The organism is Idiomarina sp. T82-3, from assembly GCF_001577655.1.
Lineage (GTDB): Bacteria > Pseudomonadota > Gammaproteobacteria > Enterobacterales > Alteromonadaceae > Idiomarina > Idiomarina baltica.
Genome location: NZ_LSBQ01000014.1, coordinates 15788 through 39657, shown reverse-complemented (window position 1 = coordinate 39657; position 23870 = coordinate 15788). Strand labels below are relative to the sequence as shown.

Genomic DNA, 23870 nt, shown 5'->3' with positions numbered 1-23870 from the left:
AAAACCTTACCTCAACACGGTGTTATTAAATGGATCGATGATTTTAGAGGGTTGCTCTGCGCCACCGGTTTCTTCATCCCAAACCCAGTCGATATTATCGCCGAAGTAATCACTCACTTCGGATGCTGTTCTAGCGGGCTCTTTACCGCTGGGGTTGGCGCTAGTAGATACCAATGCAGTACCTAGCTTTCGGCAAAGCTCTCGCACGGGCTCATAGGCTGTAACACGCACTGCAATGGTATCTCGTCCACCGGTCAGCAATGGTGAAACCGTATCGCGTGCGGGAAGAATCAGAGTCACCGGGCCAGGCCAATGTGATAGCACGCTAAAGCGCTTATCTTGACCGATGGCAGAGTCCTTAACATAAGGCGTCAGCTGACTGTAGTCAGCGGCGATAAGAATAAGCCCTTTGTCCTCGGGACGGTCTTTCAAAGTTAAAATCTTGCGGATCGCTTCCTCATTGCGTGGATCGCAGCCTAAACCGAACACTGCTTCAGTTGGGTACGCGATTACACCATTCAGTAGCGCCGAACGCGCTGATTCAATATCGAGTGCTGACACTGGAGTTCCTCTCTAAAACTAAAAACTAAGCGTATTATAGCGGCTTGGAGCGGTAGTCGCAGTGCTTTTGCGGACAAACAAGTCGCTCGGAGCCCTGACTGCGCTTTCGCATTAACAAGGGGAAGTCACACTCGGGACAGGCTTCCTTAACGGGGGGCAATGGCAATGAAAAATCGCAGGTTGGAAACTGATCACAAGAAAAAAACTGTTTACCTGAACGACCCGTCTTTGCAACAACTCGACCTTTTCGGCCAGCCTTCTCACACTCAGGACACGGAACCGAGTCCTGTTCTCGTTGAGTTGGATCCTCAGCAATAAAGTCACAGTCTGGATAATTACTGCAACCAACAAAAAGCCCAAACCGCCCGCTTTTTAACTGCAAGTCATTGCCGCATTGGGGACAAGGCACACCCAAGCTCTCCGGCTCAATCTCTGATTGTTCGCGAAGCCCTTGGGTATACTCACAATCGGGGTAGCCACTGCACCCCAAAAAACTCTGCTGACCTTTGTGCTTTACAACCAGCTCTCGGCCGCATTTCGGACACGCCTGCATGACTCTATATCCTTAAGTAGATTAGTGCAGCGGCCCCTCCGGCTCCTCAAATAGCAAACCTTCCATCTTATCGTAGGCCGCTTCACGCCCTGGTAGGTTAAATAATACCATAAGCACAACCCACTTGAGATCGTCGAGACTAAATCGACTGGTTTCAAGCTCCATCACTCTATCAACGACCATTTCTCGGGTACTAAAATCCAATACGCCCAGGTTTTCGAGATAAGTTAAAAACCCACGACATTGAGTATCTAACCGACTGCACTCAATTTCCGTATAGACCCGCATTGAAGCAACAGGTGTGACGTTGAGATAGGTCTTAGCCTCTGTTTCCTGCAAATCCGCCAAGCGTTCAAGCCACGCTAACGCCTTTTGGATTTCTTGCCGATGGAATCCGGCCCGGGCGAGTTCGTCCGTCAACTCATCGTGGTCAACCACAACTTCAGAGTCGGAATGTATATAGTTCTCAAACAAGTACATGAGGATATCAAACATGGTTAGCGCCTCCCCACTTTTATGTAACCACCCGGAATTGCTGTAATCAGTCCTTCAAGCTCAAGTAATAATAATTGTTCGCTTACCTCAGCAACCGATAACCCCGTTCGTTCAACCAGCTCATCTAAACTCACTGGGTCATTGCTCACATTAGCGAACAATGGATTGTTTGCCAAGTGTTTAGGAATTGTACATCTTGTTTGCTGACTCGGTTCACTCGCACTGATGTCAAACCAAGACAAGATATCACTTGCACACGTGATCAAATGAGCACCCTCTTTCAACAACCAGTGACACCCTTCCTGCGACTTAGCAAAAACGCTGTTCGGAACCGCACCCACTTCACGTCCTTCTCGCAACGCAGACAATGCGGTAGAAATGGACCCACTGCGTCGTGCGGCTTCAATCACAACGACACCCTTCGACATTCCACTTATAATACGGTTGCGACGCGGAAAATGATCCATGCGTGCTGGCGTGCCTGGTGAAAACTCACTGATGATTAACCCCTGATGGCTGATCAACTCATAGAGCTCTCGATTTCTACGCGGATAGATCTGATCGATGCCGGTGCCTAATACCGCGATGGTCGCCCCATAGTCTAACGCTGCGCGATGCGCCGCCGCATCGATGCCCATCGCTAAGCCACTCACAACAGCTAACCCTGATTGCGCGCATTCCCGAGCCAGCTGATCGGTAACCTGAATACCATAGTGACTCGCCTTTCGACTACCGACCATGGCGACACTCGCTTGGGATAGTAGTTCAGTACGCCCTTTATAAAATAACACCATAGGCGGGCGCTCTATGGTTCTTAAAAGTTTGGGATATTGGTCATCAAACCAGCCCACGACACCACAGTTATCGTTTTCCAGCCAATGCATTGCCTGAAGTACGTAAGCTCTCTGCACCGACTTAATCGATTGCAGACATCGATCTTCAATCGCTTCTAGCTGCTCAGACTCTCTACATTCCCGCTGTACAGCGATTGGCGCTTTGTTGAGACTCATTAATAAAGCAAGTTCATGATACTGCACGGCTGTCATTCCTCCCCCAATTTAAGGTAAAATAAAAGTAGTTAAAGCGAAGGAGATTTTGGAATGACTAAGTTAACGGTACTTAAGTACCCCGATGAGCGCTTACGCACTGTTGCGCAGCCTATCGAACAGGTTGACGATGAGCTACGCGCCACAATTGACGATATGTTTGAGACGATGTATGAATCTCAAGGCGTCGGTTTAGCGGCTACTCAAGTAGACGTTCATCAACGTTTATTCGTCGCTGACTGTAGTGAAAATCAGAACGAACCCTTAGTATTTATTAACCCTGAGATTACACGCTCTGAGGGTCATTTCACCAACGAAGAGGGTTGCCTGTCGTTTCCGAACGTTTTTGCTAAAGTTGAGCGTGCAGAAAGTATTACCGTGCAAGCGTTGGATAAAAATGGTGAGCGATTCTCAATGGATGCGGAAGGTTTATTAGCCATCTGTGTGCAACACGAAATTGATCACCTAGATGGCAAACTGTTCGTCGATTACTTGTCACCGCTTAAACGTGAACGAATTCGTAAGAAACTCGAGAAAGAGCAACGTTTGCAAGAAAAATTAAGCACTGGAGCCTAATCGATTGAGCACACACAGACCATTACGTATTGTTTTTGCGGGTACACCTGAATTTGCAGCCGACCATTTAGCGGCGCTACTTAACAGTGATCACGAAGTCGTTGCGGTTTATACCCAACCGGACCGCAAAGCCGGACGAGGGAAAAAGCTACAGCCCAGTGCTGTCAAAGAGCTGGCTCTTGAACACGCGATTGCAGTGGAGCAACCCGAAAAACTAAACACAGCGTTGGCTCAGCAGCAACTCGCGGAGTATCGTCCCGACGTGATGGTCGTTGTCGCTTATGGCTTATTGTTGCCAGAACCTATTTTGACCACGCCCAAGTATGGATGTATTAACGTGCATGGTTCGCTGCTACCACGTTGGCGTGGGGCGGCACCTATCCAACGCTCGATTTGGGCGGGCGATGAGGCTTCCGGTGTTGCCGTTATGCAAATGGAAAAAGGACTCGACACGGGTCCAGTCCTTCACGTTGAGCGTTGTGCCATTGATGCACAAGAGACATCCGCTTCGCTTTATAAAAAACTCGCTCAACTCGGACCCCGTGCACTGGTAACCACATTGGACGATATTGAAAGCTACCGTGAACGCGCGGAAGTTCAAAACCACGATGCCGCGACGTACGCAAAAAAACTGAGTAAGGACGAAGGCAAAATTGACTGGTCGGACGCGACCCAGCTCGAGAGAAATGTACGTGCATTTAATCCCTGGCCGTTTGCTTGGTTTGAGCTTCCTGGCGGTAAACCCGGCCAACGCACTGTTAAGGTTCATCAAGCCAGCGTTAGCCAAACTGATCAACGCTCAGCGCCAGGCACCATTATCGACTGTTCACCTGCGGGTATTACCGTTGCCTGCTCACAAGGTGCCTTAACCCTTCACTCATTGCAGTTACCCGGTAAAAAGCCGTTACCCGTGAGTGACCTATTGAATGGGTATGCCACCACCTTTGCAATTGGGGTTAATTTAACCAATGTCGACTAACACATCGACGGGCGCGCACAGTCGCGCTGTCGCCGCTCAAGCTATCCACGCAGTACTGGAACAAGGCCAGTCACTGACTCAAGCATTAACCTCCTATAGTGAGCAGTTATCCGCGGAAGATAAGCGCCTCGCACAAGCGATTAGTTATGGTGTCATGCGCTACTTACCCGTGTTGACTGAGAAAGTCAGCGGCAAGTTAGATAAACCCTTGAAGGGCAAAAACCAAATTATCCAGTCGCTACTGTTAGTGGGTACTTACCAACTGTTTAAGTTGCGAACTAAAGATCACGCAGCGGTGAGCGCCACTGTTGAGGCAAGCAAATTATTAAAACGTAAAGCATTAAGTGGTTTGGTGAATGGGGTTTTACGTCAAGTTTTACGTGAAGCGCCTGCTCGTAACGATGATGGCGAACGCGACCTGCCAAGCGCGCAAGGTGTTAACCATCCGCGTTGGCTTAGAGAAAAAATTAAAGCTGCCTACGGTGAAAAAGCGGAAGCTGTTTTCACAGCGAATGATAGTCAGCCACCACTCTGGCTCCGCGCAAACCGACGCCACACTAACGTGACTGACTACACTGCACTGTTAGCTGAGAACGGTATTGAAGCCGTTGCCGACAGTCAGGCAAGCGATGCGATTCGACTTGTTAAACCGGTGCCAGTGACTAAACTCCCGCATTTTGAAGCAGGCTGGGTCTCAGTTCAGGACCGTTCAGCACAACTAGCAGCGGATATGGTAGACGCCCAACCCGAGCACAGAGTGCTTGATTGCTGCGCAGCACCCGGCGGGAAAACGGTTCACCTGCTTGAACGCACCGAGTTTCAAACACCCTTAATCGCTATTGACGTTGATGAGCAGCGCCTTGAGCGCGTCAGTGAAAACTTATATCGCGCCGACCTCTCATGTGAAGTGGTTTGTGCCGACGTTTTAGATCTTGATAGTTGGTGGGATAAGCAGCCTTTTGACCGTATTTTGTTAGATGCCCCCTGCTCCGCTACGGGTGTCATTCGTCGCCATCCAGATATCAAGTGGTTGCGCCGTTCATCAGATATCGATCAGCTTGTTGAGTTACAGCAAAGCATGTTAGAGCGCCTTTGGCCTACATTAAAGCCTGGAGGCCAGCTCATATATGCCACGTGCTCTATCTTGCCCGAGGAAAATAGTGAGCAAATATCGCACTTCCTCGGTCAGCATTCCGATGCTAACCTTATAGCTATTGAGGCGAACCGTCCCATGTTACAGCTTCTACCAGGCGAAAATGATGGTGACGGATTCTTTTACGCGAAGATAGAAAAACTGTCATGAAAATAATTATATTGGGTGTAGGTCAGGTTGGCGGAACGCTCGCTGAAAACCTTGTCGGCGAACGTAACGACATTACACTCGTCGATACTAATGCCGAACTGCTAGAGTCGTTTCAAGATAAGTACGATTTACGTATTGTTGTAGGTCATGGCTCTCATCCAGACACGTTGCGTCGCGCCGGCGCCGAAGATGCCGATTTATTAATCGCTGTAACAAGCAGTGATGAAACCAACATGATTGCCTGTCAGGTCGCCTACTCAATCTTTAATACGCCGACTAAAATCGCTCGTATTCGCTCTGAAGAGTACATTCGGTACCGTGATCAATTGTTTCACAAGAACGACGCACCGGTGGATTACATCATTTCACCGGAGCAACTCGTCACTAACTATATTCGTAAGTTGATTGACTACCCGGGCGCACTGCAGGTCATGGAGTTTGCCTCAGGCAAAGCCAGTTTGGTGGCCGTAAAAGCGTATTACGGAGGCAAGCTGGTCGGTCATGCTATCTCAACACTCAAAGAGCACATGCCCAATATCGATACGCGGGTGGCGGCTATTTACCGCCAAGGTAAGCCGATTCGACCTACCGGTACAACCGTCATTGAAGCGGATGACGAAGTATTTTTCATTGCCGATACGCGTCATGTAAACCGCGTCATGGAAGAGTTGCAAAAACTCGAAAATCGATACCGCCGAATTATGATTGTGGGCGGTGGTAATATTGGTGCCGGCCTTGCCAAACAGCTTGAGGCAGATCATCGCGTTAAGCTGATCGAGCGGTCTGAAACACGTGCTGAGGCCCTATCGCAGCAACTTGAACACACATTAGTGTTCAAAGGTGATGCTTCCGATCAAAAGCTTTTAGAAGAAGAACACGTTGAAGATACGGATGTCTTTATTGCCGTAACCAACGATGATGAAGCTAATATCATGTCGGCGATGCTGGCAAAGCGTATGGGCGCCCGCAAAACCATGGTGCTTATCCAACGCAGTGCTTATGTCGATTTAGTTCAAGGCGGTGAGATTGATATTGCTATATCACCACAGCGGGCAACGATTTCCGCCTTGTTAACGCACGTGCGCCGCGGCGATATCGTCAACGTTTACTCGTTACGCAAAGGTGCGGCTGAGGCGATTGAGGCGATTGCGCATGGAGATGAATCAACGTCAAAAGTGGTGGGTAAAGCCATTAAAGATATTAAGCTTCCCCCAGGAACGACTATCGGCGCGGTTGTGCGAGGTAGCGAAGTACTGATGGCTCATAGCGAGACCATTATTCAATCTGATGACCATGTGATGCTATTCTTGCTAGACAAGAAGTACATCGATCAGGTCGAACGATTATTCCAACCCAGCGCGATGTTCTTCTAAAAGCTTTACGCGCCCTTGTGTTTGAGCCTGAAACTGCTTGTCGAGTTGAGCGCGGTATTCAGGCTCAATGGCGATGATTTGATGTACTGTCTCAGTGTATGTTTGCTCAATGACTTTATATTCGCAGCTGCTCAAAATGCTCTCAACAGCACCCTGATCCCCGTACTCATAGACTAAACTGTAGTATTCACGGTATTTACGCTCTGCTGTTTTGATGAACGGGAGTGCTTCCGCTACGGCTTGGCTGTAAGCACGCTGTAAACCACCTGTACCTAGCTTGATCCCCCCAAAGTAACGCACGACAACAGCAGAAACCTCACCTAACGGATGATGGGTTAATACGTTAAGCATTGGTCGCCCCGCGGTGCCACTGGGCTCGCCATCATCACTGCTTGCATAACAGGTATCATCGAAGGGGCTCCCGACGACAGATGCAGTACAATAGTGATTGGCTTTAGTCCAACGTTGCTTAACGTCGGCAATATGGTTCGCCACATCGTCCGCGCTCAATACAGGCGCTAACGACGCGATGAAACGACTGTTTTTAATTTCAATCTCGTACTCAACGGCTTCCGTCAAGCGCAGGTAATTAGCTTTTTTCACGTACTTCTGAACCGTTAGTCATCTTTCACTCTCATGGTAGCAAAGGCATCAAATAAATTAACCTCTTTACCATTGAGAAGTTCATAAATCTGTTGATAGCTGAGTACCGCTTTTACATAGTCCCGCGTTTCGTAATAAGGAATCATCTCGACCCATTCATCGAGCGCAGTCGGCTCAGAGGGCAGCCAATCTTTGACCTTATAATAACCCGCGTTGTAGGCCGCGGTAGCCAGCACATGATTACCATCAAAGCGTTCTTTCAGTCGACTCAAATAATAAGTACCGAGCGCGACATTAACTTCCGGTGTATTGAGACGTTTAAAGCTATCATCATTGCGTAGCAACTTCGCGGTACCGGGCAAGATCTGCATGAGCCCGCGCGCGCCAGCTCCTGAGTAGGCATCGGCTCGAAAGCTACTCTCACGCCGGGTTATTGCCATCGCCCACGCTGGGTCGATACCGTATTTTTCAGACGAGAGATTGATGATTTCGCTATAAGCCATAGGAAACCTTACCTCGACGGCATCAAAGTGACCAATTTGGGCCAACGTCCAAATGGCCTGATCATGCCAGCCCCAGTCACTGGCTATCACGGCGGCGGTCTTAAATGCCTCACCGTCGATGTCACTGAGTAGATGATTCCACTCGCGGCGGGCATCGACATCGCGCCCTAACTGAAGAAATTCATAAGCCCGTTTAACATCATCGCGCTCTAACAAGGTAGTTATCTGCGTTTGCGTCGCCTTGACCGGGTCCTTCTCTAAACTCACCGGTGCACCAATACGCGCCGCGGCCAAAAAGCCATAGTAGTGGCGTTCTTTTGCCAGTTCCGAGTAGATTTTATTTGCGTTAAGCTTATCGCCCGTTTCCTCCATAGCACGAGCAAGCCAGTACTGCCACTGGTTGCCTCCCGATATGGCCGGCGGCAATGTTTGAATGGTCATCTTTAAGGCCGCGAAGTCATGATCACGCAAGTATGCCGCAAGACGCCACTGTAAAACGCGCTCATCGAGCTCAGACGGTGGTACTTTTTGATGCCAAACCCGAGCTTCTGGGTGCTCTTTCAAACTCAACGCGACGGCAAACTCCTCAGCTATTCTGTGCCGCTGCGCTGCGGTAAATGGCAAACGTGACACCAGGCGCTCATAGGCTTTAAGTGCGAGCTCTTCTGCTCGCCAAATGAGTTTGGTCAACGCAAACGTTGCTATTTGTGCTTCTTTAGCAGCATCAACACCACGAAATCTCGATAGCTGACCAATCGCTGCGGGTGAATAGCGTACTTTATAGTAAAGATCGCCCAGATACTGTTCTTTGTTGGGTAACAAACTCGTCAAATATGGGATTAAAGTCGGGTTTCCGTCCTCTGCGGCAAGTACCAGTCTCTGCCAAACCTTATCTTTGCTACGCGCGCCTAAGTCCGCCCATTCGTTCAGAATACCATCACACGCTGAAGGCACGGAAAATCCATGCCGCCATATCGCGTCTACTTTCCGGATAAAGGGACCGTCCTGGAGTCCGCGAGCCCTTTCCGCCTCAATGAGGTAGCATTGATGCGTTAACGTACCTGGATGTCGAAAATCGCGAATAAAACGCTGATATTCCCCTTGCTTCGCTAAGTAATCTAACCACGGCTGACGCAATTGCCAGTCTAACGGCGTACCTTTATATTGCTCAAGAAAACTGACTACTCTATCTTCGTTAGCTAAATAGCCGATCTGCTGTAACCGCTCAAGTTCAAGATAAGGTTTGAGAGGATAGTTTTCCAACTGGGCTAAAAGTTGGTTATATTCAGCAATGCGGCCTCGACGGGCTGCATATTCAGCCTTTTTAAATAGCTCACGCTGTTGGCTAACATCCGCAGACTGCTGAGGTGCATTGGCTACGGATTGTCCACCCGGCTGCGCAGCGATAGCGTGCACTGTGCTGAGAAAACAAGCCAATAAGCTGTAACGAATGATAGACGTCAGTTTATTCATTGATTCAAACGCATGTTTAAATAACCGTTGAAAATTTAGCGCTTTCGCGCCACACTCTTCTTACTTTAACTTAACTACTTTCCAAATAAAGTATTGGAAACGTAAAAATTTAATGATGTCTTGGGAGACCCAACATGATTTATCAAGGCGAAAGCATCCGGGTTGATTTTATAGAGCCGGGTTTTGCAGAGCTTCAGTTTGATGCCAAAGGCTCGGTTAATAAATTTGACCAAAAAACCTTACAAGAGTTTAGTGACGCACTTACTCAATTAGCACAAACCGATGACTTGCGTGGTGTGATTGTCACCAGTTCTAAACCAACGTTCATCGTCGGCGCTGATATCACTGAATTCTTAAACATGTTTGCAGACCCTGAGAATACTCGCGAATGGGTCGCAAAAGCTTCACGCGTATTCGACCAGTTAGAAGACCTGCCGGTTCCAACCGTTGGTGCCGTTAAAGGCTTTGCACTCGGTGGTGGCTGTGAAGCATTACTTGCGTGTGATTATCGCGTTGCCGATAGCACTGCCACAATTGGTTTGCCTGAGGTGAAGTTAGGTCTCATTCCAGGCTTCGGTGGCACGATGCGTTTACCGCGTGTAATCGGCCCTGACAACGCGCTTGAGTGGATTACTACAGGTAAGAACAACTCTGCTTTAGACGCACTAAAAGTGGGTGCCGTCGATGCTGTTGTTGAACCGGACAACCTCACGGAAGCAGCTTTGAATCTGGCTAAAGCAGCTGCTGCAGGCGAACAAGACTGGAAAGCTAAGCGTCAACCGAAGTTGGAACCGCTTAAAGCGAACGATACTGAGCTAACCATGACTTTAGTGACCGCTAAAGGTATGGTCGCAGCCAAAGCGGGTAAACACTACCCCGCGCCTCATAAAGCTATTGAAGCCATTGAAAACGGTGCCCGCGAAGCGCGCGAAGGTGCATTAAATGCCGAGAATCAGGCATTCTTTGATTTAACTCAGACTGATGCATGCCACGCACAAGTGGGGATTTTCCTCGCTGACCAAGCCGTTAAAGGAAAATCAAAGAAATACGCTAAGTCAGCAAGTAAAGAGATCAACACCGCAGCGGTACTGGGTGCTGGCATCATGGGCGGCGGTATTGCTTACCAATCAGCCCTCAAAGGCGTTCCTGCAGTGATGAAAGACATCAAGCAAGATGCGCTTGATCTGGGTATGAAAGAAGCTGGCAAGATCCTTAAAAAAGGTGTTGAACGCGGCAAAGTATCTAGCGAAAAAATGATTAAGGTACTTTCTTCTATCACACCCACGTTACTAAACGACGCAGTTAAAGACGTTGATATCGTTGTTGAGGCGGTTGTTGAGAATCCAAAAGTCAAAGGCTCGGTGTTAGCAGAAGTCGAAGGCGTGATCAGCGACGATGCTATTTTAACGTCAAACACATCGACTATTTCTATCACGGAACTGGCGAAAAACCTCAAGCGTCCCGAGAAATTCTGCGGCATGCACTTCTTCAATCCAGTGCATAAAATGCCATTGGTTGAAATTATCCGTGGCGAAAAAACCTCCGACGAAACCGTTGCCGCAGTTGTCGCTTACGCACTGAAGTTGGGTAAAACACCGATTGTTGTTAACGACTGCCCTGGTTTCTACGTTAACCGTGTACTTTTTCCTTACTTAGCTGGTTTTGCTGGCATGGTCGACGAAGGTATCGACTTTGTTGGTATTGATAAGGTCATGGAGAAGATGTTCGGTTGGCCCATGGGCCCTGCTTACTTAAGCGACGTTGTCGGTATTGATACCGCTGATCATTGTACCGTGGTCATGGCTGATGGCTTTCCATCGCGCATGGCGCGCAACGAGAGTAGCGCAATTGCTCAGTTAGCAAAAGCAGAACGCTACGGTCAGAAAAACGGCAAAGGTTTCTATGTGTATGGCACCGATAAGAAAGGTAAGCCAACGAAAGAAGCCGATCCTGAAACCTATAAACTCATTGGTGCAGAACCTGGTAAGCAAGCAGATAAAGATGAAGTTATCGCTCGCTGCATGATCCCAATGGTGAACGAGGTCGTTCGTTGTCTCGAAGAAGGCATTATTGGGTCAGCTGCAGAAGCAGACATTGCATTACTTTACGGTCTTGGCTTCCCTCCCTTCCGTGGCGGACCTTTCCGTTACTTAGAAACCGTGGGTATCGAGAATTTTGTGAAGCTCGCAGATAAATACGCGCACTTAGGTGAAATCTACCAAGTGACTGACGGTATGCGCGAAATGGCGAAAGCGGGCAAATCTTACTTCGACACAACTAGCGCGAAGTAAGGCGAGGAGGATTTTATAATGAAAGACGTAGTTATCGTAGACTGTATTCGTACCCCAATGGGACGTTCTAAGAATGGCGTTTTTCGCCATACGCGCGCCGAAGACCTTTCGGCCGCATTGATGAAAGGTCTTCTTGAGCGCAATCCCGAGGTGGATGTCAATGAACTAGAAGACATCTATTGGGGTTGTGTTCAGCAAACGCTTGAACAAGGCTTTAATATTGCTCGTAATTCAGCGCTTATCGCAGGCATTCCGCACTCGGTAGCTGGCGTTACCGTAAACCGCTTATGTGGCTCATCAATGCAGGCGCTGCATGATGCAACACGCGCAATCATGAATGGCGACGGTGACATCTTTATGGCGGGCGGTGTTGAACACATGGGTCACGTGCCAATGACCCACGGCATCGACTTCCATCCAGGCATGAATAAGTCCGTGGCACGCGCTGCGGGGAGCATGGGAATGACCGCAGAACTGTTGTCTCGCAAGTTTGGTATATCTCGCGAACAACAAGATGCCTTTGGTGCACGCTCTCACCAACGCGCGCATCAAGCCACGGTTGAGGGACGTTTCGCTAAGGAAATCTATGCAATTAACGGCCACAACGAAAAAGGTGAACTGGTTCGTGTTACAACCGATGAAGTCATTCGTCCGGAAACCACAGCGGAGTCTCTCGCTCAGCTGCGCCCAGTATTCGACCCTGCTAACGGGACGGTTACCGCAGGTACTTCATCTGCACTATCTGACGGCGCTGCGGCAATGCTAGTCATGTCTGCAGAAAAAGCAAAAGCGTTAGGTTTAACGCCGCGCGTTAAAATCCGTTCGATGGCCGTCGCAGGTTGCGACCCAAGCATCATGGGGTATGGCCCGGTGCCAGCGACCGAAAAGGCACTGAAACGTGCAGGCGTAAGTATGGATGACATCGATGTCGTTGAGCTTAACGAAGCGTTTGCCGCTCAATCACTCCCTGTACTTAAAGGTCTTAAACTATTCGACCAAATGGAAGACAAGGTCAACTTGAACGGCGGCGCCATTGCTTTAGGTCATCCACTCGGTTGTTCTGGCGCCCGTATCTCTACGACGCTGATTAACTTAATGGAAGAGAAAGACGCTAAACTCGGCTTAGCAACTATGTGCATTGGTCTAGGTCAGGGTATAGCAACGGTATTTGAGCGCGTTTAAACGCTCTTAGATAGATAAAAGCCCATGGTACCTATGGTATCATGGGCTTTTTTATGACTGCCTTATACGAGCGATGAGCGATGCAAATCAAAGTCGATAAAGAATTAGATACTTTAGGTCTGAGATGCCCGGAGCCCGTCATGTTGGTGCGTGCCACGATCCGTAAGCTAACGGTGGGTCAGGTACTGATGGTGATAGCCGATGACCCTGCCACGCGACGCGACATTCCACAATTCTGTGAGTTCATGGAGCACAAGTTAGTGCAACAATCTGTTGCAGACACACCATTCCGATACTGGATAGAAAAGTCGCACGATTAGACGTGCGACTTTGGCAACCCATTTAGTTTAAATAGCACTCCCAGAACTCTGCTTGGCCAACATCGCCCAGCTCGTAAGGCTTGAAGCCAAAGTTCTCGTATGCCTTTTTAGCGCGGTCGTTGTGGGTGAGTACTTCTAGTGTCAGTTTTACGCAACCACGAAACTGCGCCAAGGTTTTAACTTCTTCAAGTAGCTTTTGAGCAACACCTTGGCCACGATACTCATCGACCACTGCAATGTCGTGGATATTCATCAACGGTTTTGCCGCAAAAGTTGAGAAACCTTCTACACAATTCACAACGCCGACAGGTTGGTCACCGTCGAATGCAAGTAAGGAAAATACGTTATCCCGTTTGGCCATCTCTTTAATGAGGTTATCCTTAACCTCTTCCGATATTCCTTCTCCGCCCCCCATTGGGTCTTTTGCATACATGTCGAGCATATTCACCACTGCTTGGGCATGTGCTGGGTTGGCGTAGTCAGCCAAGGTAATTTCTATCATATCACTTCCGTTTAGTGCTCAGTCTAAAGGTTTCCATCGCTGTCTTACACGGTTCATAGCGATGACAGTCGATCAAATGGTCGTTCACCATACCCACGGCCTCCATAAAAGCGTAGCAAATTGTCGGGCCGACAAATTTAAAGCCTTCTTTTTTTAGGGCTTTTGCCATCTGACGCGACGCAGTTGTTTCAGTGGGTACTTCAGATAATGCCTGATACGCATTAATTGTGGGTTCAAAGTCGACGAATTTCCACAAAAATTCGCTAAAGTCTTGTCCCCTATCACGCAATTTAAGGTATGCACGCGCATTAGTAAATATCGCGTCAATTTTCGCTTGGCTACGAATGATGGCAGGGTTGGTATACAGTGCTTCACGTTCGTAATCTGGCATCCTCACAAGCGCATCTGGATTAAAGTTATGGAACAGCGCATGGTAGGCGTCCCACTTGCGTAAAATGGTAAGCCAACTTAATCCCGCTTGTTGTCCATCAAGACATAGCTTTGCAAACAAATCCTGCGGATCCTTAACCGGCATCCCCCAGAGCGTATCGTGATAATGCTCGTATTCGCTGTCGCCTTCACACCAACCACAGCGAACGAGTTGCTGATTTGTCATTTTATCCCCTATAACCGAGGCTTATCAAAGGGTATAATCTAGACATACATGATTATCTTTGGTCAACCAAAAAATAGGTTGCATACACTTATGGCAAAATACGACGTTAATACTTTCCAAGGGCTGATACTCGCCCTCCAAGATTACTGGGCTCAGCAAGGTTGTGCGGTAGTACAGCCGCTAGACATGGAAGTGGGTGCAGGTACATTCCACCCCATGACCTTTTTGCGGTCACTGGGTCCTGAACCGGCAAGCTTTGCGTATGTGCAACCTTGTCGTCGCCCGACCGATGGGCGCTATGGTGAAAACCCTAACCGACTGCAACATTACTACCAATTTCAAGTCATCATGAAACCGTCACCAAAGGATATTCAAGAACTCTATCTTGGCTCACTTAAGTTGCTCGGTTTCGACCCACTTACTCACGACATTCGTTTTGTCGAGGACAACTGGGAAAGCCCAACACTGGGTGCTTGGGGCTTAGGCTGGGAGGTTTGGTTGAACGGTATGGAGGTCACTCAGTTCACCTACTTCCAGCAAGTCGGCGGCATTGAATGTAAACCTGTTGCTGGAGAGATCACCTACGGCCTTGAACGTCTTGCCATGTATATTCAAGGTGTCGACAGCATCTATGATTTGGTTTGGGCCGACGGCCCGCGTGGTAAAATTTTCTACCGTGACGTATTCCACCAAAACGAAGTTGAGCAATCGACGTACAACTTTGAAATTGCCAATACCGACACCCTATTTCGTCGTTTTGATGAGTGTGAGCAAGAATGTAATGTGCTGATCGAACGTGGTCTATCACTACCCGCTTATGAACAGGTCATGAAGGCGTCACACGCTTTTAACTTATTAGACGCCCGTCACGCTATTTCAGTGACAGAACGCCAACGCTATATCTTGCGCGTCAGAACAATGGCTAAGGCATGTGCTGAAGTCTATTATCAAGCGCGCGAAGCACTCGGGTTTCCTTTATGTGAAACCTCATCGGAAGCGAAAGGAGCTTAGTTGTGAAGCAGGATACTTTACTCGTTGAATTAGGAACCGAAGAGCTTCCACCGAAAGCACTCAAGCAGTTAAGCGAGAGCTTTAAGCATGGTATTGAGGAAGGCTTAAACAAAGCAGAGTTGGCATTTGGTGAAATTAAGGCCCTTGCAACACCCCGCCGCTTAGCTGTTTTGGTTAATTCGTTAGAAGGCCAACAACAAGATAAAGTGGTCGAAAAACGTGGTCCCTCAGTAGATGTTGCTTTTGATGAAGCGGGTCAACCGACTAAAGCAGCACAAGGTTGGGCACGCTCTAATGGTATTGAGGTGAGCGAAGCCGAACGTTTAGAGACGGATAAAGGTGCTTGGCTGTTACATAAAGCTGAGGTTAAAGGCGAATCGCTTGCGCAGGTATTGCCAGGCATTGTCGAGGATGCTTTAAAGAAACTTCCTATTCCGAAACCGATGCGTTGGGGCGATTCCGATGCACAATTCATTCGCCCTGTGCATACCCTAACCTTACTGTTTGGTGATGAACTCATTAATGCTAACTTGCTTGGAATTAAAAGCGGTCGGCACATTAATACGCATCGTTTCCACGCACCTGATGGTTTCGATATTCAGCATGCCGATGATTACGAAGCGCAACTTTATAAACACCACGTGATCGCCGACCAAACAAAACGTATGGAATTAATCCGCACCTCCATCAATGACCTCGCTTCACAGTTAGGTGGCACGGTCGAAACTGACGAGGATTTGGTCGAGGAAGTATCAGCGCTTGTTGAATGGCCCGTTGCACTATCAGCGAGTTTTGATGAACAGTTTTTAACAGTGCCAAAAGAAGCGCTTATCGTGACGATGAAAGACGATCAACGTTACTTTCCCGTCCAAGATGATAAGGGTGAATTGAAGCCTGTATTCATCTTTATCACCAATATCGATAGCAAAGATCCTGAGCAAATCATTAAGGGTAACGAACGTGTCGTTCGCCCGCGTCTTGCCGATGCACAGTTCTTCTTTGAATCTGATAAAAAGGTAACGCTTTCCTCGCGGCTCGATAAGCTTGGGACGGTGTTGTTTCAAAAGCAACTAGGCACGATGAAAGACAAATCTGAACGCATTTCTAGATTGAGTGCTCGAATTGCAGGTTCTCTTAATGCCGATGAGCAGCATGCGCGCTTAGCCGGTGAGTTATGTAAGACAGATTTAGTCACTGATATGGTTTCTGAATTCCCAGAAACACAGGGCGTAATGGGTCGTCATTACGCGCTCAATGATGGTTTAGATGCTGAAGTGGCTGATGCTATTGAACAGCACTACTGGCCACGCTTTGCGGGCGACAATTTGCCTACTTCGGATGTAAGTCGATCCGTTGCATTAGCCGACAAACTTGATTCTTTAGTGGGTATATTTGGTATTGGCCAAACACCTAAAGGCGATCGTGATCCTTTTGCGCTGCGCCGAGCGGCTCTAGGTTTAATTCGTATCATTGTTGAATCTAACTTAAACCTCGACCTTTACGAGTTAATTGACGCGGCAATCGGTGAATTCGGTGACCGTCTTAGTAACAATGATGTGCGCGAAAACGTCTTTAACTTCATTATTGGTCGTTTCCGTCCTTGGTATCAAGAACAAGGTATCTCTGTAGATGTTATTCAGGCGGTCTTAGCACGCGCTCCATCACGCCCTGCCGACTTTAACCTCCGCATTCACGCTGTTGATGCATTTAAGCAACATGATGCGGCAGATAGCCTCTCAGCGGCTAATAAGCGTGTCGGTAATATACTGTCTAAATCCGAAGGCGATCTTACGGGTAAAATTGATCATACGCTCTTGGTGGCCGCAGAGGAAAAAACTTTAGCAGCGCAGATATCTGAAACAGAGAAAAGTGCTGAGCCGGAAATCGCTGCGGGTAACTACGAAGGTGCACTTACACGAATGGCATCATTAAAGTCACCTATCGACGATTTCTTTGAAAACGTGATGGTTAATGATGAAGACCCAGCAGTCCGCCAAAATCGATTGAACCTTTTGTATCAGCTCCGCGGTATGTTCTTGCGAGTTGCTGATATATCGTTATTGCAGTAAGTGAGATAACGGTAATAAAAAACCCGCTCAGTGAGCGGGTTTTTTTATACTTATTTGTCAGTAGCTTAACCGTACTTTATACATCCAGATTTGCCACTTTTAGTGCGTTCGATTCAATAAAGTTACGACGAGGTTCAACATCGTCACCCATCAAGGTTGAAAACAACTGGTCGGCACCGATTGCATCTTCAATCGTCACTTGAAGCATACGACGTGTCTCGGGATCCATCGTCGTTTCCCATAGTTGCTCTGGGTTCATTTCACCAAGCCCTTTGTAACGCTGTACGTAGAGACCGCGCTTAGACTCTGAAATCAACCATTCGACCGCCTCAACAAAGTGTGAAACTGGCTGACGTTTTTCACCACGTGTCACATAGCCGCCCTCTTCCACTAATGCATGAATTTCCTTGCCGACTGTCACGATTTGCTCGTAATCCTTCGACATCAAGAATTCATAATTAAGAGGATAATCGGTATCAACACCGTGTTGACGGATACGCGTTGTAGGCAGCCACATCTTACGCTCAGAATCTTCATGCAAAGATATTGTGTAAGTTGCTGAATCGACTTCGCGTGCAGTCAGGTCATCGTTTAATTGCTGAGCCCATTCTTCCATGTACGCCTTGTCACGCAGTGCATCATCGGTCAGACGCGGAGCATAGAATAGACGTTGCAAGAACTTCTCAGGAATACGACGTGACAAACGCTTAATTGTCTCTTGCGCTAATTGATAACCGTTCACGAGATTCTCAAGATGTTCGCCACCAATTCCAGGTGCTTCAGCCGTGGGGTGGAGTGACGCGTTATCTAACGCCAAGCTTGTTAGGTAGCGAATTAAAGCAGGGTCATCTTTTATGTAAGTTTCCTGCTTACCCTTTTTAACCTTATAAAGCGGTGGCTGAGCGATATAAATGTAACCACGCTCAATGATTTCTGGCATTTGACGATAGAAGAAAGTCAAAAGCAGTGTACGTATATGAGAGCCATCGACATCAGCATCGGTCATGATAATGATGCGGTGATAGCGAGTCTTGTCGGGATCATATTCATCACGTCCGATACCACAACCCATTGCGGTAATTAATGTGCCGACTTCTTGTGAAGACAACATTTTATCGAAACGCGCTTTTTCTACGTTAAGAATCTTACCCTTTAGAGGCAGTATCGCTTGGTTTTTACGATTGCGACCCTGCTTTGCTGAGCCACCTGCAGAGTCACCCTCCACAATATAGAGTTCAGAAAGTGCAGGATCTTTTTCCTGGCAGTCCGCAAGCTTACCAGGCAAGCCTGCGATATCTAAGGCGCCTTTTCGGCGCGTCATCTCACGCGCTTTACGGGCCGCTTCACGCGCTCGCGCAGCATCGACAATTTTGTTGACGATAAGCTTTGAGTCTTGCGGGTTTTCTAAAAGAAAATCCGCTAAACGTTCATTCATCGCTTGCTCAACAGCTGACTTAACCTCTGACGAAACTAGTTTTTCTTTTGTCTGTGATGAAAACTTCGGATCAGGTACCTTTACAGAAATAACAGCCGTGAGTCCTTCACGCGCATCATCGCCTGTTGCTGCTGTTTTGGTTTTCTTGGTGAAACCTTCCTTTTCCATATAACTATTCAGCGTACGCGTTAGCGCAGCTCGGAAACCAGCCAAGTGCGTACCGCCATCTCGCTGTGGAATATTATTGGTATAACAATAGATATTTTCTTGGAAAGAATCATTCCACTGCATGCTTACTTCAACCGAAATGCCATCTTCCTCACGTTCAGACGTGAAATGAAATGGATTCGGATGAATTGGCGTTTTTGCCTTATTAAGATAAGTGACAAACGCTGAAATTCCGCCTTCATACTTAAATTCATCTTTGCGGTCATCGCGCTCGTCCGATAGACGAATTGCAACGCCAGAGTTTAGAAACGAGAGTTCTCGCAAGCGCTTAGCTAAAATATCATAGTGGAACTCAGTATCAGAGAATATGCTAGCGCTCGGCCAAAAACGAAGTTCTGTGCCTGTTTGGTCAGTGTCGCCTATTTGTTGTACGTCAGTCTCAGGCTCACCGAGATGATAGGTCTGCTCATAAACGTGACCTTGGCGTCTAATCGTTAGTTTCAACTTATCAGACAAGGCGTTTACAACGGATACACCCACGCCATGCAGTCCACCGGAAACTTTATACGAATTGTCATCAAACTTACCACCCGCATGAAGTACCGTCATAATGACCTGCGCAGCTGATACGCCTTCCTCTTCGTGAAGGTCGACGGGAATACCTCGACCGTCGTCACGTACCGACACTGAACCGTCTGAATGAATGCGGACATCAACACCGGTACAGTGACCTGCAAGCGCTTCATCAATTGAGTTGTCCACCACCTCAAAGACCATGTGGTGTAAACCTGTTCCATCATCGGTGTCGCCGATATACATTCCCGGGCGCTTTCTCACCGCATCAAGTCCTTTAAGAACTTTAATACTCGAAGAGCCGTAATTGTTATCTGACATAATTAGTTCTCAGTTTGTTGTTTCAATATCCCGTGTTCCACGTGGAACATTTTCGGATTTTGTTTAAACAGCCGAGCCACTGGCGAAGAGTCAATCGCGGTAATAAAACTCTGACACTTCAACCCCTCGAGCGCTGTTATAAATTTTTTCTGATTCGCCTCATCTAACTCTGAGGTAATATCATCGACTAAAAAAATGCAGCTGCTATCTTTCTTCTCATTATAATGAGCAGCTTGAGCAAGCTTTAAACTCGCTACGAGAAGCTTCAACTGACCTCGCGACAATACAAGCTTTGCATCTATGCCATCTACCGTTAATTTAATATCGGCCTTGTGAGGTCCAATCGATGTATGCCCGTAGCGCCGGTCACGTTCTGTGTGCTTATCAAGGGCATCAGCCAGGCTCAAACTTTGGTCCCAGCCCTGCTTTAAACCAACTTCCAGTTTAACATCCGGCAGAAAGAATGTTGCACTCTTTGTAATGAAATTTTCAATTTCTTGTATATACCGGATACGTAATTGAATAATCTCCTCGCCCAATCGAGCCAGCTGAGCGCGCCAAAAGGCGTCTTGCCTTACATCGCCTTTGCTACGCAGTAGAAAGTTACGCTGTTTGAGGGATTTTGTATAAGCGACCCAAAGCTCATAAAAAGTGTGTTCCACGTGGAACACTCCCCAATCCATAAACTGACGCCTAAGGCTAGGACCGCCTAAAATGAGCTCTACAGACTCCGGTGTGAATAATTGAACGGGTATAAAACGCGCTATTTCAGACAACTTATGTACTGTCTCACCATTCAACCGAAGCTGAACCTCGCCCTCACTTGTTCTACGAAGCCCTATCTTAAAAACTTCGTCTCTATCAGACATCGCTTCGCAAAACACGGTAAAATCTGACTCACTACTATTTATCAGCTGCTTATAGCCTCCAGGGCGAAAGCTTCGACCAAAGCCCAAGAGGTATATCGCCTCAATCAGCGAAGTTTTACCGGACCCATTCAAGCCACCTATCAAGTTTGCGTAAGGCGAAGGCTCAAAATCAAAGCGCTTAAAATTCCGGAAATTTATTGCCTTAAGCGCATTAAGTCGCATATAGGAATTATAATCTCATTGGCATCACGACATAGCAGCATGAGTCATCATCTTTAGGCTCAATCAACGCGCTGCTATTTGCATCAGAGAGAACAAAGCAAACTTCTTCGGCTTCAATATTATTAAGCACATCGAGCAAATAACTTACATTAAAGCCTATCTCAATGGCTTCGCCTTCGTAGTTAACTTCGATTACTTCTTCCGCCTGTTCTTGTTCAGGGTTAGTTGCCGTAATACATAGCTCGCCAGCTGTAATATTTAAGCGAACACCACGAAACTTTTCATTCGACAGAATCGACGCGCGTCCAAATGCTTGGCGAAGAAGATCACGATCCGCGAAGATTTGCTTATCACCGCCCTGCGGAACAACTCGACGATAGTCAGGGAACCGTCCATCAACCAGCTTGCTCGTAAAAACAATATCAGCAGTCTCAACACGAATATGATTGTTACCGATAGCAACGGCTACCTCAGAGTCATCTTCGTTAAGCAAACGTAGTAACTCAACGACCCCTTTTCTTGGAACGATAACCTGCCGCTGACTCAAACCAGGCTGCTCTATGTGACAATTACTCATTGCTAATCGATGACCATCCGTCGCAACGGAACGCAACATATTCGCGTCTGTCTCAAACAACATGCCATTGAGATAATAGCGGACATCCTGATTAGCCATAGAAAAGTGAGTCTTTTCCATGAGTCGCTTTAAAGTATCTTGGGATGTAATAAAATTCACTTCGCTCGACCAGTCCTCTATATTAGGAAAGTCATCAGCACTCAACGAACTCAGTTTAAATTTGCTTCGCCCCGAGCGAACACGGACGCCCTCATCATCACCGACTAACTCAATCGGTGACTCATCTGGGAGACTACGCACAATATCGAGCAACTTTTTCGCCGGCACAGTTACCATCCCGTCGCCACCGGAGGACTCCACCTTGACCGAAGAGATAAGCTCGACTTCAAGGTCGGTTCCAGTGAGGCGTAGCGTATCGCCCTCAACCTTCAATAATAAGTTCGACAGAATCGGCAACGTGTGTCGACGTTCAACCGCTCCGCTGACAATTTGTAGAGGTTTTAAAAATGCATCTCGGCTTACCGTAAATTTCATTGATGAGTCCCCTGTTGAGAGTGCCGTTCCAATTAAGAGGATAGCGTCCTAATTAGATTACGATAGTCTTCTTTTATGTCGTGTTGTTCTTCTTTTAATTCCTGAATCTTTCGGCACGCATGCAAGACTGTTGTATGGTCACGACCACCAAACGCATCACCTATTTCAGGAAGACTGTGGTTCGTTAGTTCCTTTGCCAATGCCATCGCTAACTGGCGAGGTCTAGCTACCGAACGACTTCTACGTTTAGATAATATATCAGCTAATTTAATGTTGTAGTATTCAGCCACTGTTTTCTGAATATTGTCGATAGTTACCAGTTTTTCTTGCGCGGCTATCAAATCGCGTAATGCTTCTCGAACAAAATCGATGGTAATCGGACGACCTGTTAACGATACATTAGCGACCACCCTGTTCAAAGCGCCTTCCAATTCACGTACATTCGAACGCAAGCGCTTTGCGATAAAAAACGCGACTTCGTGAGGCATGTGCAAACCACGTTCTTCTGCCTTTCGGATTAAAATAGCAACGCGCGTTTCTAGCTCCGGTGGCTCTATCGCTATAGTCAAACCCCAACCAAAACGCGATTTAAGCCGATCTTCAACACCATCGATTTCCTTGGGATAAAGATCGCTAGTCATGATGATTTGTTGGTTACCTTCGAGCAAGGCGTTAAAAGTGTGAAAGAATTCTTCTTGAGAGCCTTTTTTATTGGCAAAAAAATGAATGTCATCAATCAGTAAAGCATCGACAGACCGATAGTACTTTTTAAATTCATTGGTCGAACTGTTGCGTATCGAGTTGACCATATCTTGAACAAATCGCTCAGCTCGAATGTAGAAGACTTTTGCATCCTTTTTGTGTTGCATAATGCCGTTACCCACCGCATGCAACAAGTGAGTCTTACCGAGACCTGTGCCACCGTATACAAATAACGGGTTATAGACACCACCTGGATTTTCAGCAACTTGAATCGCAGCCGCTCTTGCCAGCTGATTGCTCTTACCCTCTACGAAGTTATCGAAGGTATACTCGGGATGAATATTACTTTCAAAAGACTCCGACCTAAGCGAACTATCGGCGCCTCTACTGACCTGGCTTCGACGCGGGCTTGTACGGGGTTGATTAGACGAGCGCGACGGTGACCGATTACTGACGTTGCCCACTTCAAGCACCACATCAGGCGCTTTATCATTGGTCAAAGCACTTAAATAACTGTTAATCGTATTAAGGTACTTATCACGTACCCAATCAAGGGAATAAATGTTTGGTGCATATAGCGTCAATGTATCGCCATTTAGCTCAGACTGTAGCGGCCTGATCCACGTATTGAACTGCTGCAACGGCAATTCTGTTTGCAGTCGCTCAACACATTGTTGCCAAAGCGAATTATTCACACTACCCACTCCCTTTTAATTATAATTTTGATACCCGTTAGTTTACGCTAAACCACCTAAAATCGCCACTAATAAAAGCCCCTCAGCGATAGAAAGTTGTTTTTTTGAACAACAGCCTTGAATTGGATAACACCTTTTTTATCCACAATCGAAGATCGGCATGCCGGCAAAATTGTGGATTAATTTTTTTCAACTAGACGTGACTTTTTAGCCTAAATACATTGACTAGCCTACGCAGGATCGAGTAAGATCCGCGCTCACAATTTTTTACCTTCACGTTTGGTGATTCAGAATATTTTCGGCCAGCGTGGGAAAGTA

21 protein-coding genes are annotated in these 23870 nt (G+C 47.4%); 9 read left to right on the top strand and 12 right to left on the bottom strand.

The annotated features are described in order from the left end of the window. Positions 1–6: 6 nt before the first annotated feature. From tsaC to dprA, 4 genes are read right to left on the bottom strand one after another with little or no spacing between them, the layout of a single operon-like run. Positions 7–561 (bottom strand): L-threonylcarbamoyladenylate synthase type 1 TsaC, encoded by a 555-nt coding sequence (gene tsaC / locus AWU56_RS09260; protein ID WP_272978762.1) that lies wholly within the window; start codon positions 559–561, stop codon positions 7–9. 34 nt (positions 562–595) lie between these two features. Then, a complete protein-coding gene (locus AWU56_RS09255; protein WP_272978763.1) occupies positions 596–1114 on the bottom strand; it encodes a DNA topoisomerase family protein in 519 nt (172 codons plus the stop codon). A 21-nt stretch (positions 1115–1135) separates the two neighbouring features. After that, on the bottom strand, positions 1136–1609 hold the full coding sequence (locus AWU56_RS09250; protein WP_006954110.1) for a DUF494 family protein: 474 nt from the start codon (positions 1607–1609) through the stop codon (positions 1136–1138). Between the two features lie 2 nt (positions 1610–1611). Beyond that, positions 1612–2655, bottom strand: a complete 1044-nt coding sequence (gene dprA / locus AWU56_RS09245) for a DNA-processing protein DprA (RefSeq protein ID WP_006954111.1) — start codon at positions 2653–2655, stop codon at positions 1612–1614. A gap of 54 nt (positions 2656–2709) precedes the next feature. On the opposite strand from dprA, the gene def reads away from it, so the two are divergent. Genes def through trkA form a run of 4 tightly spaced genes read left to right on the top strand, consistent with a single transcriptional unit; the run spans position 2710 to position 6886 of the window. After that, positions 2710–3231 carry a peptide deformylase gene (gene def, locus AWU56_RS09240; protein ID WP_272978767.1) on the top strand — a complete coding sequence of 174 codons (522 nt, stop codon included), beginning with the start codon at positions 2710–2712 and terminating at the stop codon, positions 3229–3231. A gap of 4 nt (positions 3232–3235) precedes the next feature. Next, the gene (fmt, locus tag AWU56_RS09235) at positions 3236–4210 is read left to right on the top strand and encodes a methionyl-tRNA formyltransferase (RefSeq protein ID WP_286682326.1); all 975 of its coding nucleotides are present in this window, start codon (positions 3236–3238) and stop codon (positions 4208–4210) included. After that, complete coding sequence (gene rsmB, locus AWU56_RS09230; RefSeq protein WP_286682325.1) at positions 4200–5513, top strand: 16S rRNA (cytosine(967)-C(5))-methyltransferase RsmB; 1314 nt, start codon at positions 4200–4202, stop codon at positions 5511–5513. The genes fmt and rsmB overlap by 11 nt, the downstream gene beginning before the upstream one ends. Further along, positions 5510–6886: a Trk system potassium transporter TrkA gene (trkA, locus tag AWU56_RS09225; RefSeq protein ID WP_071462846.1), complete on the top strand. Its 1377-nt coding sequence runs from the start codon at positions 5510–5512 to the stop codon at positions 6884–6886. Before rsmB ends, trkA begins: the two co-directional genes overlap by 4 nt. Here the strand turns inward: trkA and AWU56_RS09220 are convergent. Next, the gene (locus AWU56_RS09220) at positions 6857–7489 is read right to left on the bottom strand and encodes a YigZ family protein (protein ID WP_006954119.1); all 633 of its coding nucleotides are present in this window, start codon (positions 7487–7489) and stop codon (positions 6857–6859) included. The two genes, trkA and AWU56_RS09220, sit on opposite strands and share 30 nt — an antisense overlap. A gap of 14 nt (positions 7490–7503) precedes the next feature. Beyond that, positions 7504–9465, bottom strand: coding sequence for a transglycosylase SLT domain-containing protein (locus AWU56_RS09215; protein ID WP_286682324.1), 1962 nt, complete (start codon positions 9463–9465; stop codon positions 7504–7506). Positions 9466–9599: 134 nt separating this feature from the next. Between AWU56_RS09215 and fadB the strand changes: the two genes are divergently transcribed. From fadB to tusA, 3 genes are all read left to right on the top strand, one after another. Beyond that, positions 9600–11756, top strand: a complete 2157-nt coding sequence (gene fadB, locus AWU56_RS09210) for a fatty acid oxidation complex subunit alpha FadB (RefSeq protein WP_006954123.1) — start codon at positions 9600–9602, stop codon at positions 11754–11756. A gap of 18 nt (positions 11757–11774) precedes the next feature. Beyond that, positions 11775–12938, top strand: a complete 1164-nt coding sequence (gene fadA / locus AWU56_RS09205; protein ID WP_006954125.1) for an acetyl-CoA C-acyltransferase FadA — start codon at positions 11775–11777, stop codon at positions 12936–12938. Positions 12939–13018: 80 nt separating this feature from the next. Then, a complete protein-coding gene (gene tusA / locus AWU56_RS09200) occupies positions 13019–13258 on the top strand; it encodes a sulfurtransferase TusA (RefSeq protein ID WP_006954127.1) in 240 nt (79 codons plus the stop codon). 22 nt (positions 13259–13280) lie between these two features. Here tusA and AWU56_RS09195 read toward each other — a convergent pair whose 3' ends face one another. Together AWU56_RS09195 and AWU56_RS09190 are read right to left on the bottom strand one after the other, a co-directional pair. After that, positions 13281–13760 (bottom strand): GNAT family N-acetyltransferase, encoded by a 480-nt coding sequence (locus AWU56_RS09195; protein WP_006954128.1) that lies wholly within the window; start codon positions 13758–13760, stop codon positions 13281–13283. A 1-nt stretch (position 13761) separates the two neighbouring features. Next, positions 13762–14376, bottom strand: coding sequence for a DNA-3-methyladenine glycosylase I (locus tag AWU56_RS09190; protein WP_006954131.1), 615 nt, complete (start codon positions 14374–14376; stop codon positions 13762–13764). A gap of 90 nt (positions 14377–14466) precedes the next feature. On the opposite strand from AWU56_RS09190, the gene glyQ reads away from it, so the two are divergent. Then, positions 14467–15387 (top strand): glycine--tRNA ligase subunit alpha, encoded by a 921-nt coding sequence (gene glyQ, locus AWU56_RS09185; protein ID WP_006954133.1) that lies wholly within the window; start codon positions 14467–14469, stop codon positions 15385–15387. Between the two features lie 2 nt (positions 15388–15389). Further along, positions 15390–17456 (top strand): glycine--tRNA ligase subunit beta, encoded by a 2067-nt coding sequence (gene glyS, locus AWU56_RS09180; protein WP_286682323.1) that lies wholly within the window; start codon positions 15390–15392, stop codon positions 17454–17456. Between the two features lie 76 nt (positions 17457–17532). On the opposite strand, the gene gyrB is transcribed toward glyS, so the two are convergent. The 4 genes from gyrB to dnaA are packed head-to-tail and all read right to left on the bottom strand — an operon-like array spanning position 17533 to position 23552. Beyond that, positions 17533–19953 carry a DNA topoisomerase (ATP-hydrolyzing) subunit B gene (gene gyrB, locus AWU56_RS09175; RefSeq protein ID WP_286682322.1) on the bottom strand — a complete coding sequence of 807 codons (2421 nt, stop codon included), beginning with the start codon at positions 19951–19953 and terminating at the stop codon, positions 17533–17535. Positions 19954–19955: 2 nt separating this feature from the next. Further along, positions 19956–21044: a DNA replication/repair protein RecF gene (recF, locus tag AWU56_RS09170; RefSeq protein ID WP_286682321.1), complete on the bottom strand. Its 1089-nt coding sequence runs from the start codon at positions 21042–21044 to the stop codon at positions 19956–19958. A 7-nt stretch (positions 21045–21051) separates the two neighbouring features. After that, entirely contained in the window at positions 21052–22155 is a 1104-nt protein-coding gene (gene dnaN / locus AWU56_RS09165; protein ID WP_006954141.1) for a DNA polymerase III subunit beta, read from the bottom strand. A 32-nt stretch (positions 22156–22187) separates the two neighbouring features. Next, positions 22188–23552 (bottom strand): chromosomal replication initiator protein DnaA, encoded by a 1365-nt coding sequence (gene dnaA / locus AWU56_RS09160; protein WP_272977463.1) that lies wholly within the window; start codon positions 23550–23552, stop codon positions 22188–22190. Positions 23553–23870 lie beyond the last annotated feature (318 nt).